The sequence below is a fragment of the Clostridium sp. HBUAS56010 genome, assembly GCF_007115105.1.
In the GTDB taxonomy this organism is placed as follows: Bacteria; Bacillota; Clostridia; order Lachnospirales; family Lachnospiraceae; genus Lacrimispora.
In genome coordinates this window covers 607165-621940 of sequence record NZ_SULJ01000001.1, presented here as the reverse complement: position 1 = coordinate 621940, position 14776 = coordinate 607165, and the positions used below count along the sequence as shown (strand labels likewise).

Below are 14776 nucleotides of genomic sequence, written 5' to 3'. Positions count from 1 at the left end.
ACTTCTAAGTACCACCTTGACAGGTATGTACGTTTTATATTATTCGCTTATTAGAAGAAATATGTTTATTTACAAAAAATCACACCAGATTCTGGTGTGATTAAGATAAAACTCCCCGAGTAGGACTTGAACCTACGACCCAACGGTTAACAGCCGTTTGCTCTACCAACTGAGCTATCGAGGAATATATGACCTATTATACTCGCATCTAAAAAGATGTCAAGGGTAAAAAATAAAAAAATGCGGGAGATGGGACTTGAACCCACACGTCTATACAGACACAAGATCCTTAGTCTTGCCTGTCTGCCAATTCCAGCACTCCCGCGCAACGAATGTTATCTTACCACTTCTGCAAGAAATTGTCAATGTTTTTAAAAAAATATATACAAAAAAAGAATTTGAAAATATTTGGAAAAAGATGTTGACAGAAACATGCTTGTATAATATAATAGCTTATGTTGTTGCGAAAGAGCACAACGAATGCAGAAGTGGCGGAATTGGCAGACGCGCACGGTTCAGGTCCGTGTGGTAGCAATACCTTGAGGGTTCAAGTCCCTTCTTCTGCACGAAGCCTTACAGAATGTCATGGCTGTTTGGTTTTTCTTAATGACATGCGGGAGTGCTGGAATTGGCAGACAGGCAAGACTAAGGATCTTGTGGTTGTATGATCGTGTGGGTTCAAGTCCCATCTCCCGCATTACTTTTTTGGAATCTCTAAGCAAGAGATTCTTTTTTTATCTTACAGGAAGTAAAAGGATTAAAAAAGTGCTTGATTAATTTGAAAAAGTATAGTACCATATTTGTATCAATTGATTGTTCAATTAATACAATTGTTCAGCAGAAGTGGCGGAATTGGCAGACGCGCACGGTTCAGGTCCGTGTGGTAGCAATACCTTGAGGGTTCAAGTCCCTTCTTCTGCATTGAAAAAAGTTCTGTGGATTCCACAGAACTTTTTTTGTGTAAGATCTTATATTTGATTCCATGTCTCTAAACCTTAGAGCGGCAACGCTTCGGTAACCGCATTTAGCGGATCTGATTCTTTCATGCACATTCCGGTTTCATAAACAGAATACTGGTTTCTACCGTGTTTTTTTGCGTGATACAGGGCGATGTCAGCCTTTTCATAGAGCTCTTCAAAGGTGGTTCCGTCTTCTGGATAGGAAGCGGTTCCAAGACTTCCTGAGATGTGGATTTCCGGTTCCAGTGCACTCTCTATTAAATTACATAGTTTTTCCAAACGCGAATACAGGTCCATGTCATAAGAAACGCCCTTTAAAAGAATAACAAATTCATCCCCTCCAAGACGACCGAAGATATCTTCCCGCCTCAAAGCGGATTTTAATCTGGAAGCAGCACGGCGAAGTGCCTTATCCCCAAACTGATGCCCATAGTTATCATTTAACTGCTTAAAACGGTCGATATCCAGCATGATAAGAATATGGTGATTTTGGGAATTCTTCAAGGTATGTCGGATTGTTCTGATGGCAGTGGCGCGGTTTAGCAATCCGGTTAAGGAATCCATTTCCGACAATTCCTGCAAGGTAATAGCTTCCCGTTTGGTGGCATCAATATCTTTGACCAGAATAAATGCTTTAATAGCATCGGTGTAAGGGTCCAGAACAATCTGCACGGTAGCAAGAGCCCAGAAGGTTCTGCCGTCATTTGAAAGCCGGCGGTGTTCCAGGCGAAGGGAGCGGTTGCCCCTGTAATAATGATACAGCAACTGATCTTTGTTAAAAAAGTGAAGATAGGCTTCCTGATCCTCTGGATAGATATATTGTTCTGCAAGAATACCTATAATATCCGAAAAAGAATTGGTGGTATGAGGGGGTAATTTGTTTGTCAATTCTCCGATTATTTCCTCAAAGAGATCTAATTTTAGATTATACTCATAATATCCAATGCAGTCTTTTTTCTCTTCTTCCATATATTCCATCCACTGCTGGTATGCCAGTTCTTTTTCGTATTCATCAGTGACATCCTGGAAAGAAATAATGCTTCGGACAGGATCTTGTTTTTTTGTGTATACAAGGGAATAGCGGGTGGAAAACCAACGGAAAGAATCTTCGGTTTTTAGCCGTATCATACATTTTCCTTCAGGTTTTCCATTTTCCATGGATTGAAAAAAAGTTAAAAAGTCATCGGTACTTTCCTTATGTATCACACCCTTTTCAATAAGCAGTTTTGGTTGAAGCGGCTGGGCATGGGGGGCTGGAAAGATTCTGGAAAACTCAGGAGTTGGAAAAATAGTGCGGGAGGAGATATCATAAATAGTCACAAGACAGCTTGAGTGCTGGGTTGCAAGACGATATTGTTCTTCCCTGAGTTGAAGACGTTCCTGGGATTGTTTTATTTCTGTAATATCTGTAACGGCACAATATAAGATGTTTTCCTCGGATATAAAATTTATTTCCATGGAAAACCAGGTGCAGTTTTTTCCCCCTGTAGTTTTAAATTCTAATAGGAAACGATGGATGTCCTCTGAAAGATGGTTTTGAATGTCACTGGCAAGAGCTGCATAATCGGTTCCATACACCAGATCTTTTAATACTGTGGGCGAGTGAAACCAGGTCTTAATGGCTTGGTTGCAGTAATGAATTGTAAAAGGTTCTTGAACACTTAGCTTGAGTATGCCGCAGGGTATGCGGTCTAAAAGAGATTCTCCGTTCATTTTCACTTTCTCCCATAAGTGCTTATCAAATATAAATAGGCTTTATTAAGAATATATGAGACATGCAGTGAAAACATGCAACAATAATTACAAAAAACAAAAAAATATTTTATTCGATCTGTTATTCGAAACTGAAAGAACCGGATCGTCTGCAGTTATTATAACAGTCAGATGATCCGGTTCTTTTCAATTGTTATGCAGATTGTCTATTTTCGGCAGAGGTAGAGTGGGAGTCCCTGTGATATCTGCCGTTGTGGTTCGCCTTGAATAAGCGGGAGAGCATAAGTGAGAAAATCATCAGTAACATCAGTTCCCTCATCGTTGATCCATTCCAATGGAAATTGTTTTTCCTTATTGCAGACCTGATTGACATCAACTGCCACACACCTCATGGAATAAGGAGAGGCGGCTGTGCGTTCAAAGGCGATCATGATACCCGTATCTCCTTTTAATGCGGCCTTGATGCCTTCTGAGCCCGCCTGAACGGATTCTTCAATATCAACAGCAGATGCAAGCATTCCGCTGCACCGCTGGCTGACGCTTAATTCGACGGAGCGTACCTTTACTCCAAAACGGTTGCGGATAAAGTTGTCCAGAACCTTACCACTTCCAGCCAGCATCTTGTGTCCGAAAGAATCAGTTGGGACATCATCCGCATACTCGCAGATGAATTTTCCGTTAGAATCAGAGATTCCTTCCGAGATACATACCACAACAGAGTTGTTTTTTGAGAGTGCAGCTTCAATATCAGCAGCAAATTTCTTAAATTCAAAATCAGACTCAGGCAGGTAGATTAGTACCGGGTTATCTCCCTTAAACTTTCTTGCCATTGCCGCCGCCGCGGTCAGCCAGCCCGCATGACGCCCCATAATTTCAATGACAGTGACAGATTTTTGCTGATAAACAGACGCATCAAGAACGATTTCACGAACTGTATTTGCCACATATTTGGCAGCGCTACCATATCCGGGAGTGTGATCAGTAAAGATCAGATCGTTATCAATGGTTTTTGGTATTCCAATAAAACGAATGTCACTCTGATGATGAGCGGCATACTTGGAAAGCTTGCTGACGGTATCCATGGAATCATTTCCCCCGATGTAAAAGAAGTATCCAATTTCCATGGCACGGAACTTTTCAAATAATGCCGGGTAGAAAGGAGAGGAAAGGTCATCAGGAAGCTTATAGCGGCAGGAGCCTAAATAAGCGGCAGGTGTAAGTTTTAGCAACTCCAGTTCTTCTGTTGTTAAGTCTTTCGTTAAATCCATATAGTTACCAGACATAAATCCTTCGATTCCGTGGATCATGCCAAATATCCGGTCAATATCCTTGTGAGCCATTCCTTCTTTAATAATTCCGTAAAGGCTTGCGTTAATCACAGCGGTAGGGCCGCCTGATTGTCCTACGATTGCATTTTTCTTCATGTATAATGTCCTCCAGATTTGCATATGCCACAGGCACGCTTCCTATTCTATAATAGAACGCAGATCTTTGCAACGGTCATCCCTGCAATAATGGCTTATGTATATTAAGAATTGAAGAAGAATTTCTTAATATGATTGTTTTTGACTGGGAAAACAGGACAGGTAGATCAGAATAATAAAGACCCTAAAAGGGAGGAGCCGGTGAAATGTGGGTTTCACCGGCGAGTTATGAAAAAAAGTTTTATTAAAACAAGGGATTGGGTTGCTCTTGTTTATGAATATAAGTATAAGGGATAGATATGAAAAGAGTTTGTAGAACTTGTAAATAATTTTTGTATTTTGTTAAGAAAATGTGAATGAGTTTTAATGTTAATTGTGCGGTTTCATTTACTTAACAAACAGTATTAGTATGCGGAGGATTAACGATTAAATTCATCCTCAGATTGCAATACTAAAATAATTATGCTAAATTATAGGGGAAATTTAAAAGAAAGAAGGCATATCCCTTATGGAAAAAGAAATGTTAGATTATGTAGTTGAAAAAAACCGTGAATTGATGAAGGCTCCCTCATGCTGCAGTGAAGCAAAGGAAGCGGCAGAGGCCTGGCTGGCGGCTGTGGGAACGGAAAATGAAGAAGCCGAGACCAGACGGTATATGAAAGAACTGGAAGAGGATATTGAATTAATTGATGGTTTGATCGGATTTGCCGGATCCGAAGATGGCATTCAGGTCTTTGGTGCAGAAACTGCAAAATCCATTTTGGACCATGCAAAAGAAATTAAATCTGCCGGCGGAAAATATTGTGATTGTGAAGCCTGCTCTGCAGTAGATGCAATTCTGAAAAAGAAAGATGCCATCCTGGGACATGCTTAATCAGGCAGCCAAAAATATTGTATAAAATTTTATCCCAGTGATTGACAAATAAGTCATCGTGAGTGATACTTATATTGATCAGAAAGTGATTAATTTTTTCAATATAAGGAGGCATGTTTATATGAAGTTATTCAGATGTACTGTATGCGGCTATGTTTATGAGGGAGAGACTGCTCCGGAAAAGTGTCCAAAATGCAATATGGGAGCAGACAAGTTCGAGGAAGTTAGTGCAGAGGACTCAGAAAAGATCTATCGTTCTGACCGCACCAATGCAATCCATATGGAAGTTATTACATTGGCAGAGAAGATTATTAAGCTCAGTCAAGAAGGAATTGAGGATAATTTAGATCCAAAATGTCTGGCTGCATTTACACAGGCTAAGAACGAGGCATGGGTAATCAAACAGAGATGTAAAACAGAACTTGCAGGACATATGAAATTAGGAAAATACTAATTAACCAAAGAGACGTCTATAAGGCGTCTCTTTGATATTGACGAAAAGGAAAAACATGTTATAATATAACATGTATACACAAGTAATCAAGAGGTGATTCTATGATTGAAAAAAATAATGGATTTCCCTATTATCTGCAGATATATCATGAACTTCTGGAAAGAATCCTTTCGAAAACATATCTTCCCAACCAGCCGATTCCATCAGAGAATGAACTTGTTAAAGAATTTGGGGTTACCAGGGCTACGGTACGGAATGCAGTGAAAAAGCTCCAAAGTGAAGGATTGATTATTACAGAAAAGGGAAAGGGTTCCTATGTAAGCCAGCCAAAGATTGAACAGAGCCTGTTTAAGTTCTATAGTTTTGGAAGAGACCATGGTGAATTAAATAAGAATTCAGAACTTCTGGGAATAAAAGAATTAAGAGATGGAGAAGCACAGAAGGCACTTCAGCTTTCTTCTGATCATACGGTGAGGCGGATTACCCGTATCAGGAAGCTGGATTATTCTCCCGTAATTGTTGAAGATTCCTATATTCCCTCAGAACTTGTTCCAGCCATTGAGACATATGATCTGGAACATATGTCTATTTATGATCTGCTGGAAGATACCTATGGATGCAGGATTTCCAGGGCAAAGGAATCCCTTGATGCGTGTATCACAGATTCTTATTACTCCAGATTATTGGAGATCAGTGAGGGAATGCCAGGTTTTTTAATAAAGCGCATCACTTATGATTTGAAGGACATGCCTATAGAGTATCGTGTGTCTGTGATAAGAAGCGATAAATTTACATTTTCAGTAGATTTGAAATTAAGATAAAAGGTGGATATAATAAGATGATTTCTATGACAGTTGAGATTCTGCTATTATCGGTATTAGCAGGATTGATCGGTTCCCTGCTGGGACTTGGAGGAGGAATAATTATCACTCCGGCTCTGACACTTCTTCTTGGCATTGATATTAAATATGCCATTGGTGCAAGTATTGTGTCTGTGATTGCAACCTCAAGCGGTTCTGCAATTGCATACTTAAAAGACAGGATAACCAATGTGAGAGTCGGGATGTTTTTAGAGATTGCAACTACAACAGGAGCTTTGACAGGAGCTATGATTGCAGGGTTTGTCAGTACAAAGTTACTGTACTTGATTTTCGGACTGTTATTGCTGTATTCTGCTTTTCATATGTTTCAAAAGAGGAAGCAGGAACTTCCTCAGGGCTTTTCTTCCAGTCCTATGGCAGACAAGCTGAGACTGAATGGAAGTTATTATGACAAAGCGCTTCATCAGCCTGTGGATTACCATGTGACAGGTGTATTTGGCGGCTTCTCCATGATGTATGCTGCTGGAGTAATCTCCGGGCTTTTAGGAATTGGAAGCGGCGTATTCAAAGTGATGGCAATGGACTCCTTTATGAAGCTTCCGATGAAAGTCTCCACTGCCACAAGCAATTTTATGATTGGAGTTACGGCAGCAGCAAGTGCCGCGATCTATCTGGCAAGAGGGAATATGGATCCTAAAGTTGCGGCTCCTGTGGCACTTGGAGTCCTTTTAGGAGCTGCACTTGGGACAAGGATTATGCAGCGCTTGAAAAGTACAACTTTAAGATGGATTTTTATTCCGGTTCTGTTTTACGTTTCCGTTGAGATGATTATGAAAGGTATAAGGCTATGAGTGAAAGAGACTTAGAAGATAAGAATCTTGAAGATGCAGAGATCCTGATCAGCAAAACGTTGAGAATAGGTGTAGCAGTTAGTGCAGGCATTACTGCCTTGGGACTGGTATTGTTTTTGATAACGGGTAATAGTGGTTATCCCGGAGCAACGTTTCCAACTTCCATGCTTGAGATTGGCAAAGGATTTTTAGACCTTAAACCATATGCAGTTATTTTAAGTGGTTTGTTTGTATTAGTACTTACTCCCGTTATAAGGGTAGGGGTGTCCATCGTTACTTTTTTTAGAGAAAAGGATTATTTGTATGTGGTCATTACAGCGACTGTGTTTGTTATTTTAATAATTAGTTTCTTAATGGGTAATAATGAATGATATCTGTTTAAACTCTGCTTGCTCTTTTTGTGCATTAATAATTGGTTTCATACAAGAACTGTTGCATAAGTGATAATAAGTTGAGGAATGATGGCTATACTTGCTATAATTTATTGACATATCTAACACAATAAGGTAAAATATTGTAAATAACAGAAAATAACAGGTGTTCGTATAGAAAGGGGTAAAATTATGTTCGACTTAAATGGAAGGGTTTGTGTTGTTTCTGGTGCTTCCTCCGGTCTTGGCGCACAGATGGCAGAAGGGTTTGCTGCACAGGGGGCTGATGTGGTAATTATGGCAAGAAGAGTGGAAAAGCTTGAACAGGTGGCAGAAAAAATCAGATCTTTTGGCAAAGAGGTGCTGTCCGTTCGATGTGATGTTACGGATACAGAGTCCGTCGATGCAGCAGCAGAAGCTGTGATTAAAAAGTTCGGCAAGGTTGATATACTTGTGAATTGCGCAGGCTCTGCAAAGAATGCAGGCGTTGTGACAATGACAGACGATGAATGGGATTTTACGATTGATACAGATCTGACCAGTGTTTTTAAGGTTACCAGAGCTTTTTCCAGGCATATGATAGAAAAGAAATATGGCAGAATTATTAATATAGCTTCCATGTATGGTCTGGTTGGAAATACAGCCATTGATACAGTTGCCTATCATGCTTCCAAGGGAGGTGTGGTTAACTTTACCCGTGCAGTTGCAGCGGAACTTGCAAAACATAATATTACATGCAATGCCATCTGCCCTGGATATTTTGCAACCGAACTGACCGTGGATACATTGAATACATCAGAATTTACCAGCTATATGAAGACAACTGTTCCGTTAGGCAGGTATGGAAAAGAAGGAGAACTCAATGCAGCCGCCATCTTTTTAGGAAGTGATGAATCTTCTTATGTGACTGGAGTGATCTTGCCGGTGGACGGAGGGTATACTGCTGTTTAAGATTCATGTCTGCAGCCGTCAGCGGCTGCAGACTTTTTCTTTTTTAAGGAAGGTACATCATATTTTGTTAGAGAAAGCCAATGAATATTTTTCTTTGCATTTATACATGATAAAAAAGAATGTTTCCGGGGAAGAGACGGAATAAAAATGGGAAAGGAATAAGGACTATGAGCAAAAAAAAGCCAATGATAAATGAGTTTAAAGAATTTATATTGAGAGGCAATGTAATTGATCTGGCAGTCGGCGTCATTATTGGAGCCGCTTTTCAGGCAATTGTTAATTCGCTGGTAAAGGATATTATCTCTCCGATGATCGGTGTTATTACTGGTGGAGTAGATTTTACAAATAAGTTTCTACTTCTTTATACACCACAGGAAGGCGCTGATATTTCAACTCTGGCTGCAGCCAGTTCTCTGGGACCAGTATTTGCATATGGAGCATTTATTACTTCTGTAATTAATTTTCTTATTATGGCAGTTGTTATTTTCCTTATGGTAAAAGCAATTAATAAATTGCGAGGAAAAACCCAGCAGATTATTGCTCAGCAGCCGCAGAAAGGGCAATCGGCCAATGCCATGGTTTCCCAGGAGAAACAATGTCCTCATTGCTATAAACAGATTCCTGTCAATGCAACCCGCTGCCCATATTGTACCAGTCAGTTGAATGAGCAAAATGAGCAGAGCGGTTCTTCCGGCAATAGCCAGCAATAATTTTTATACAGCCTGGTTACCTGTCACTGGAAAGACGGTCCAGCAGTTTGTATACATCAACAATTCCATATCCCCAGATATTATTGGGATAGTTATAAGAAGGGGGTCTTCTTGCGGCTCTCATGAGCATCAGGTTGATCTGGTCACCGGCAATATAAGTAAAGTTGCCTTTCCCTTGTGTCCATTCAAAAACAATGGCACATGCGCCTGCAGCACCTGCAGCAGCAGCGCCGGTTCCGGTCAGCTTTCCATACTGGTTTCCTGGAAGTGCACAGAGAATTTCATATCCAGGGGCAGCCACGTTTGGCTTTACGATACCGCTTCTGGTATAGCCTCTGCCGGAACTGTCCAGAATGTTTTCCGTGAGCTGGTTATAAGCTGTTACGGTAAGGGGATGCCAGGCGTTGCCAGGAGCCGTAATGGTGGTATCCGGATTGGGCAGGAGAAAAAAAGTACCCTCAGAAATCAAATCTCCGCCGGGGAGCCAGGAGTGAATGGAAAAAGGTTCGTCATCTGTACTTTCCAGATGAAAATTCCAGATTCCGGATAGTGGTTTTTGAAAACGGATTAAGATTAGCTGATCTCCGGTTCCCCGTTCAAAAGCCATATTGTTGATCCATAAAATACTGTCACTTGATTGAAGAGTATATTGCTCACAGGCGTCAAAAGAAGGATTTATCTGAGAGATCAGCTCTCCGTTAGGTGCGGTTACTTCGATGGAGAGTCTTCCTGGAACGTGAGGCCATATTTCCATCGAAAACATAGAATCTTCCGGGCTTATATTCAACTGAAAGTCTTTGACATGAGGAGAAAAATAATTTTGTCCGAAGTAGTGGCGGTTGGTGTTCCCCTGGTTTCCAGCGGATATGACAATACCGATATCTGGAATCTGGACTACATTTTCAAGAAATGTGCTAAGTGCACTTCTTCCATCGTGGCTTCCCTGATTGCTGCCCATGGCAAGGCAGATAACAATGGGGCGTTTCAGCCTTTGTCCGACAGAGATCAGATACCGGACACCAAGAATAATATCTGACTCCTGATAGCATAGTTTATCCTCTGGAACCTTGAAGATCATTTTTAAGTTATTTTTCGCTTCTTTCAGCTTTACAATAACCAGTTCTGAGTTGGGAACAACTCCGGAGAAGGACTGATTTTCATTAGGAGAACCGGCGATAATGCTGGCAATTGCTGTACCGTGTCCGGTCAGGTCTGTGAAAGGCAAGACGGACAAAGGTTCGGCATAACGGAGTGCATCATTGATTACTGGTCTGGTATATTCCGTTCCGAAAGTGAAACCATTGGGAGGAGCACCGGTCTGTGTCGTCTGATCCCAGATGGAGATGATTCTGGTAGTCCGGTCTCTGTTTAGAAAAGCAGAGTGCCGGTAGTCGACACCAGTGTCCACAATCCCAATTAATACCCCCTGTCCCATGAGGGGGAAATGGTCTGGCTGCCGGGTGCCTTGCACTGGCTGTGCATCTGGAGTAATCACAGAGGTTGGAGTATATAAGGAAGAAAAAACATAATATGGGTAAAACCCCAGATCGCAGGGCTGTTTATCGGCTCTTGTAATATGAAGGAGAGAATAATCCGTGTTCAACCATGTAATATTATCTCCGCTGCTGAATTCAGGGATCAAGGAATTATTAATGATCAGATCGTAGTAATTGTCGTCCAATATTTTTTTCATTTTTCTTCCTCCCACTTCCGGTCTTATAGACATTTGATATATTTTATGCGATTCTGTCTTTGATATGAATCTCCTTTTATGATAGTTGCCATCATTCTTGTGCTCATAATAGAAGTCCGGTTGCATAAAATATACCATATGTGCCATAGTGGCAGATGGGAGGCCTGGCCGTGGAGAAAATAGTAGATGAAAACTATTATGATTTGATAATCAGCAATGTGCTGATTCCAAATTATGATACAGGAGACAACATTACAAACATGAATCTGAGGCATTCCCTTGCTCATATTTCCAGTGTTCCTGGGGCGCCGTGTGATCTGGGAACTTATCCCTATAATTCTTTTCCTTCCGTTCTCACCCTGAATTCAGCCATCAGCCTTGAAAAATCCGGAATCGGAACTGTTCAGAGGAATCCGTATCTTGCCCTATTTGGAAGAGGCATTCTTGTGGCAGTGATTGATACTGGAATTGATTATCAGCATCAGGCATTTTTATATAATGATGGTACTACAAGAATTTTGTCTTTGTGGGATCAGACCATACAGACAGGACCTCCTCCTGAAGGGTTTACATATGGTACGGAATATACCAGAGAACATATTAACGTGGCATTGCGATCAGAAAATCCGCTTTCCATTGTGCCTTCTGTTGATACCAATGGTCATGGAACTGGAATCGCAAGTGTGATTGCCGGAAAACCGAACCTGGAACAGTCGTTTAGCGGTGTGGTTCCAGAAGCCGATCTGGTAATTGTGAAATTAAAGCCTGCCAAGGAAAACTTAAAACGGATTTTTTTTGTTCCCCAAGACGCGGAATGCTATCAGGAATCCGATTTAATCATTGGCATTAATTATGTGGTTTCCATGGGATTAAGGCTTAACCGCCCAGTGGTAATCTGTATTGCAATGGGGACCAGTCAGTCAAGCCATGACGGAAGGGGAGCAACCAGCTATTATACAAATCTGCTGGCACAGCAGCCCCATACAGGGATAATTATTGCGACAGGAAATGAGGCGAATAAAAACAGACATTATTTTAGGAATACAGTGACAGAGCCTTATGTGGATACCTTTGAATTAAGTGTGGGAGAAAATGATACTGTATTTTCCATTGAGCTCTGGCCCTTTGCTCCTGCCAGGCTGTCCGTTGAGATTATTGCACCGAATCAGGAGTCTACAGGAATTGTTCTGCCATCTCTTGGAGAATGCAGGGAATTCACATTTTCTTTCAATGAAAGTGGGGTATGGGTTAATAATTATATATTTGAAGAGGAGACCGGGGACCAGTTAATACTAATGCGCTTTCAGAATCCTCTTCCTGGTATCTGGTCCCTCCGTGTGGCAAATCTGGATAATGAGGCTTTTTCCTTTCATGCCTGGCTTCCTTCCGGAGATCTGATTTCAGATAATACTTTTTTTCTGAATCCGGATCCGGATACGACGATTACCTCTCCCGGTAATGCAACCTATCCGCTGACAGTATCTGCTTATAATCAGTTTAATGACAGCATTCTGCCGGAATCAGGCAGGGGTTACACCAGAACTGGTTTAATTAAGCCGGATATTTCTGCCCCAGGATTTCAACTGGCATGTGCAGTACCGGGAAACCGCTACGGTACCATAACAGGAACTGGGTGCGCAGCGGCTCAAGCAGCGGGAATTGTTGCAATGGTTTTTGAATGGGCGGTGCCGAGAGGAAATTATATGAATATAACCGGAAATGATGTAAACCGCCTGATTATCAGAGGGGCGCAGAGAAATCCTTCTTTTACCTATCCTAATAACGTATGGGGGTTTGGACAGATCCAGATCAATACTTTATTTGAACGATTGACTAATATTTGAAATAGAAAAAAAGGGACATACCATAAAAAAAATTTTTTTGAATAATATTCCCAGAATGGGTCATAATAAGATTATACCAAAGATGAGTGAATACTTATCCTCCCCTTTTTAAATACCCTGTCTGTGACAAAGGCGTTGCAGATGGGGTGTTTTTTTTGCTTTGCGGCTGGGAGACAGAAGAAAGTAAGGTTTTTACAAAAGATTCTTAAATAAACCAGGAAAAAAATACGAAATTTACAGATGACGAATTGAAACAATTCGAAACAAGATAAAATAATAAAAAAATATTGACTTAAAAATAGAACTTATGTATAATTCTAATAATTTGATAGGTAAAATGCCTGTAAATTAAGACGAAACAAGAGAAAACAATTGTATAAAGGAGAGGAAAGATGAAAAAAAGAGTTTTGGCATTAGGCTCAGTGGCATGTCTCGCCATCAGTATGTTGACCGGTTGTGGGTTTACCGGTTCCAAAGAAAGTACTGCGGCCAGTGAATCTGCTTCCGAAAAAGAGGATACCACTCAATCTGGCAGCCAGGTACTCAGCGTGTATGCAAATGCGGAGATTAAAACCCTGGTACAGTGGGCGGCTTCTGACAGCCAGTCTGCTATGGTCAATAACAATGCTTTTGAAGGTCTGCTCCGTCTGGATGAGAAGAGCGAGGCACAGCCGGCACTTGCAGAAAGTTATGATGTTTCCGATGATAAACTTACTTATACATTTCATTTAAGGGACGGGCTTGTATGGAGTAACGAAACTCCTCTGACAGCAGAAGATTTTGTCTTTTCCTGGTTAAAACAGATGAGCACCGAAGCAACCAATGGATATAGTTTTATTATGACAGACTATATTGTAAATGGTGCTGAATACAACGAAGGAACTGTAAAAGGAGAAGAAGTAGGGATAAAAGCTCTGGATGAAAAGACGTTGCAGGTGACGTTAAAAGCGCCGACTCCATATTTTCCCCGTTTGACAACGCTTTGTCAGTTCTTTCCTCTTAATGAGGCTTATGTAACAGAAAAAGGAGATCAGTATGGTCTGTCGGCAGACAATATGATCTATTGCGGTCCTTATACCATCACCAGCTATGATCCGGCAGTTGGTGCGACATTGAAGAAGAACGAGAAATACTGGGATGCGGCAGAAGTAAAAGTTGACAATGCCCAGGTTCGTGTTATGAAAGATGGAGCCGCTGCATTAAACGCATACCTTGCCAATGAATTAAGCCAGGTAAAGCTTGATTCTTCTAATGTAGCTGCTTATGAAAATGATCCCGAGTTCCACTCAGAAAGTGAATTCAGAACAGAATACCTTCAGTTTTCCCTCACGAATCCTGTAATGGCAAATGAAAATATCCGCCGTGCCGTATCCATGGCAATTGACAGAGATACTCTTGCGAAAGCAATTCTGGCTGATGGATCTTCTCCAAGTGCTGGATTAATTGCAGAAGGAATGTATGGAAATGATTCCAAAACGTTCCGTGAATTAAATGGAAATATAAGTCCTTTTGATAAAGAACAGGCAAAGAAATACTGGGAAGACGGCGTAAAGGAGCTGGGAGAAACACCAACCCTTACTCTGTTAGTCCGGGATGATTCCGTAACCAAGGCAATTGCTACCTACATTCAAAGCGAACTGAATAAGAATCTGGGAATTGATATTGTAATTGACACGAAGACGGTTCAGGCAAGAAATGAATTAATGGACAGCGGTAATTATATGTTCGCCTCAACTGCATGGGGTGCTGATTATGATGATGCGATGACCTATCTGGATTTATGGACGAATGGAACACCATACCGTGGTTCTTATACGAATGAGAAATATAATGAACTGATAAACGGTGCAAGAACAGAAACTGATGACGCAAAGCGTCTTGATATGCTTCTTGAGGCAGAGAAGATTCTGGTAAAAGATGAAGTGGTTGTTGCTCCGCTGTTCCACAGAGGCTCTGCAACTCTTACAAAGTCCAATGTAAAAGGATTAATTAATCACCCATTTGGTCCGGAAGTAGAATTTAAATACGCTTATTTTGAGTAAGTCAGCGTGAGATCAGCCATCCTTCTCTTTATATAAGAAAAAGGATGGCTCTTTTCAAAGAACTTATGA

General features: G+C 41.0%; 12 protein-coding genes and 5 tRNA genes. 12 read left to right on the top strand and 5 right to left on the bottom strand.

Features of this window, described 5'->3' with window-relative positions; all coding sequences use genetic code 11:
• Positions 1–111: 111 nt before the first annotated feature.
• Positions 112–184 (bottom strand) — tRNA-Asn (locus FAY33_RS03005).
• A gap of 57 nt (positions 185–241) precedes the next feature.
• A tRNA-Leu gene (locus FAY33_RS03000) sits at positions 242–325 on the bottom strand.
• 157 nt (positions 326–482) lie between these two features.
• Between FAY33_RS03000 and FAY33_RS02995 the strand changes: the two genes are divergently transcribed.
• The 3 genes from FAY33_RS02995 to FAY33_RS02985 all read left to right on the top strand — a co-directional run bounded on the left by FAY33_RS02995 (position 483) and on the right by FAY33_RS02985 (position 921).
• Positions 483–566, top strand: a tRNA-Leu gene (locus tag FAY33_RS02995).
• A gap of 47 nt (positions 567–613) precedes the next feature.
• Positions 614–697 (top strand) — tRNA-Leu (locus FAY33_RS02990).
• Positions 698–837: 140 nt separating this feature from the next.
• A tRNA-Leu gene (locus FAY33_RS02985) sits at positions 838–921 on the top strand.
• 74 nt (positions 922–995) lie between these two features.
• Here the strand turns inward: FAY33_RS02985 and FAY33_RS02980 are convergent.
• On the bottom strand, positions 996–2672 hold the full coding sequence (locus FAY33_RS02980; protein WP_143319265.1) for a sensor domain-containing diguanylate cyclase: 1677 nt from the start codon (positions 2670–2672) through the stop codon (positions 996–998).
• Positions 2673–2878: 206 nt separating this feature from the next.
• Positions 2879–4096 carry a 6-phosphofructokinase gene (locus FAY33_RS02975; RefSeq protein ID WP_143319264.1) on the bottom strand — a complete coding sequence of 406 codons (1218 nt, stop codon included), beginning with the start codon at positions 4094–4096 and terminating at the stop codon, positions 2879–2881.
• A 508-nt stretch (positions 4097–4604) separates the two neighbouring features.
• Between FAY33_RS02975 and FAY33_RS02970 the strand changes: the two genes are divergently transcribed.
• The 7 genes from FAY33_RS02970 (at position 4605) to mscL (ending at position 9128) form a co-directional block, all read left to right on the top strand.
• On the top strand, positions 4605–4970 hold the full coding sequence (locus FAY33_RS02970; RefSeq protein ID WP_143319263.1) for a molecular chaperone Hsp90: 366 nt from the start codon (positions 4605–4607) through the stop codon (positions 4968–4970).
• A gap of 121 nt (positions 4971–5091) precedes the next feature.
• Positions 5092–5424 (top strand): rubredoxin-like domain-containing protein, encoded by a 333-nt coding sequence (locus FAY33_RS02965; protein WP_143319262.1) that lies wholly within the window; start codon positions 5092–5094, stop codon positions 5422–5424.
• Between the two features lie 101 nt (positions 5425–5525).
• Positions 5526–6245, top strand: a complete 720-nt coding sequence (locus tag FAY33_RS02960; RefSeq protein WP_143319261.1) for a GntR family transcriptional regulator — start codon at positions 5526–5528, stop codon at positions 6243–6245.
• Between the two features lie 17 nt (positions 6246–6262).
• Positions 6263–7096 (top strand): sulfite exporter TauE/SafE family protein, encoded by an 834-nt coding sequence (locus tag FAY33_RS02955; RefSeq protein ID WP_143319260.1) that lies wholly within the window; start codon positions 6263–6265, stop codon positions 7094–7096.
• Positions 7093–7467 carry a DUF1634 domain-containing protein gene (locus FAY33_RS02950; RefSeq protein ID WP_143319259.1) on the top strand — a complete coding sequence of 125 codons (375 nt, stop codon included), beginning with the start codon at positions 7093–7095 and terminating at the stop codon, positions 7465–7467. The genes FAY33_RS02955 and FAY33_RS02950 overlap by 4 nt, the downstream gene beginning before the upstream one ends.
• A gap of 192 nt (positions 7468–7659) precedes the next feature.
• Positions 7660–8418, top strand: a complete 759-nt coding sequence (locus FAY33_RS02945; RefSeq protein WP_143319258.1) for a glucose 1-dehydrogenase — start codon at positions 7660–7662, stop codon at positions 8416–8418.
• A gap of 185 nt (positions 8419–8603) precedes the next feature.
• Positions 8604–9128 carry a large conductance mechanosensitive channel protein MscL gene (gene mscL, locus FAY33_RS02940; protein WP_347562654.1) on the top strand — a complete coding sequence of 175 codons (525 nt, stop codon included), beginning with the start codon at positions 8604–8606 and terminating at the stop codon, positions 9126–9128.
• A gap of 16 nt (positions 9129–9144) precedes the next feature.
• Here mscL and FAY33_RS02935 read toward each other — a convergent pair whose 3' ends face one another.
• A complete protein-coding gene (locus tag FAY33_RS02935) occupies positions 9145–10821 on the bottom strand; it encodes a S8 family peptidase (protein ID WP_143319256.1) in 1677 nt (558 codons plus the stop codon).
• Between the two features lie 170 nt (positions 10822–10991).
• Between FAY33_RS02935 and FAY33_RS02930 the strand changes: the two genes are divergently transcribed.
• Positions 10992–12665 (top strand): S8 family peptidase, encoded by a 1674-nt coding sequence (locus FAY33_RS02930; RefSeq protein ID WP_185967469.1) that lies wholly within the window; start codon positions 10992–10994, stop codon positions 12663–12665.
• A 392-nt stretch (positions 12666–13057) separates the two neighbouring features.
• Complete coding sequence (locus FAY33_RS02925) at positions 13058–14707, top strand: peptide ABC transporter substrate-binding protein (RefSeq protein WP_143319254.1); 1650 nt, start codon at positions 13058–13060, stop codon at positions 14705–14707.
• Positions 14708–14776 lie beyond the last annotated feature (69 nt).

Excerpts from the sequence above, each read along its gene's own strand:
- FAY33_RS02925 (WP_143319254.1), top strand. The coding sequence starts at position 13,058 with ATGAAAAAAAGAGTTTTGGCATTAGGCTCAGTGGCATGTCTCGCCATC.
- FAY33_RS02965 (WP_143319262.1), top strand. The coding sequence starts at position 5,092 with ATGAAGTTATTCAGATGTACTGTATGCGGCTATGTTTATGAGGGAGAG.
- FAY33_RS02960 (WP_143319261.1), top strand. The coding sequence starts at position 5,526 with ATGATTGAAAAAAATAATGGATTTCCCTATTATCTGCAGATATATCAT.
- FAY33_RS02970 (WP_143319263.1), top strand. The coding sequence starts at position 4,605 with ATGGAAAAAGAAATGTTAGATTATGTAGTTGAAAAAAACCGTGAATTG.
- mscL (WP_347562654.1), top strand. The coding sequence starts at position 8,604 with ATGATAAATGAGTTTAAAGAATTTATATTGAGAGGCAATGTAATTGAT.
- FAY33_RS02975 (WP_143319264.1), bottom strand. The coding sequence starts at position 4,096 with ATGAAGAAAAATGCAATCGTAGGACAATCAGGCGGCCCTACCGCTGTG.
- FAY33_RS02950 (WP_143319259.1), top strand. The coding sequence starts at position 7,093 with ATGAGTGAAAGAGACTTAGAAGATAAGAATCTTGAAGATGCAGAGATC.
- FAY33_RS02945 (WP_143319258.1), top strand. The coding sequence starts at position 7,660 with ATGTTCGACTTAAATGGAAGGGTTTGTGTTGTTTCTGGTGCTTCCTCC.
- FAY33_RS02980 (WP_143319265.1), bottom strand. The coding sequence starts at position 2,672 with ATGAACGGAGAATCTCTTTTAGACCGCATACCCTGCGGCATACTCAAG.
- FAY33_RS02935 (WP_143319256.1), bottom strand. The coding sequence starts at position 10,821 with ATGAAAAAAATATTGGACGACAATTACTACGATCTGATCATTAATAAT.
- FAY33_RS02955 (WP_143319260.1), top strand. The coding sequence starts at position 6,263 with ATGATTTCTATGACAGTTGAGATTCTGCTATTATCGGTATTAGCAGGA.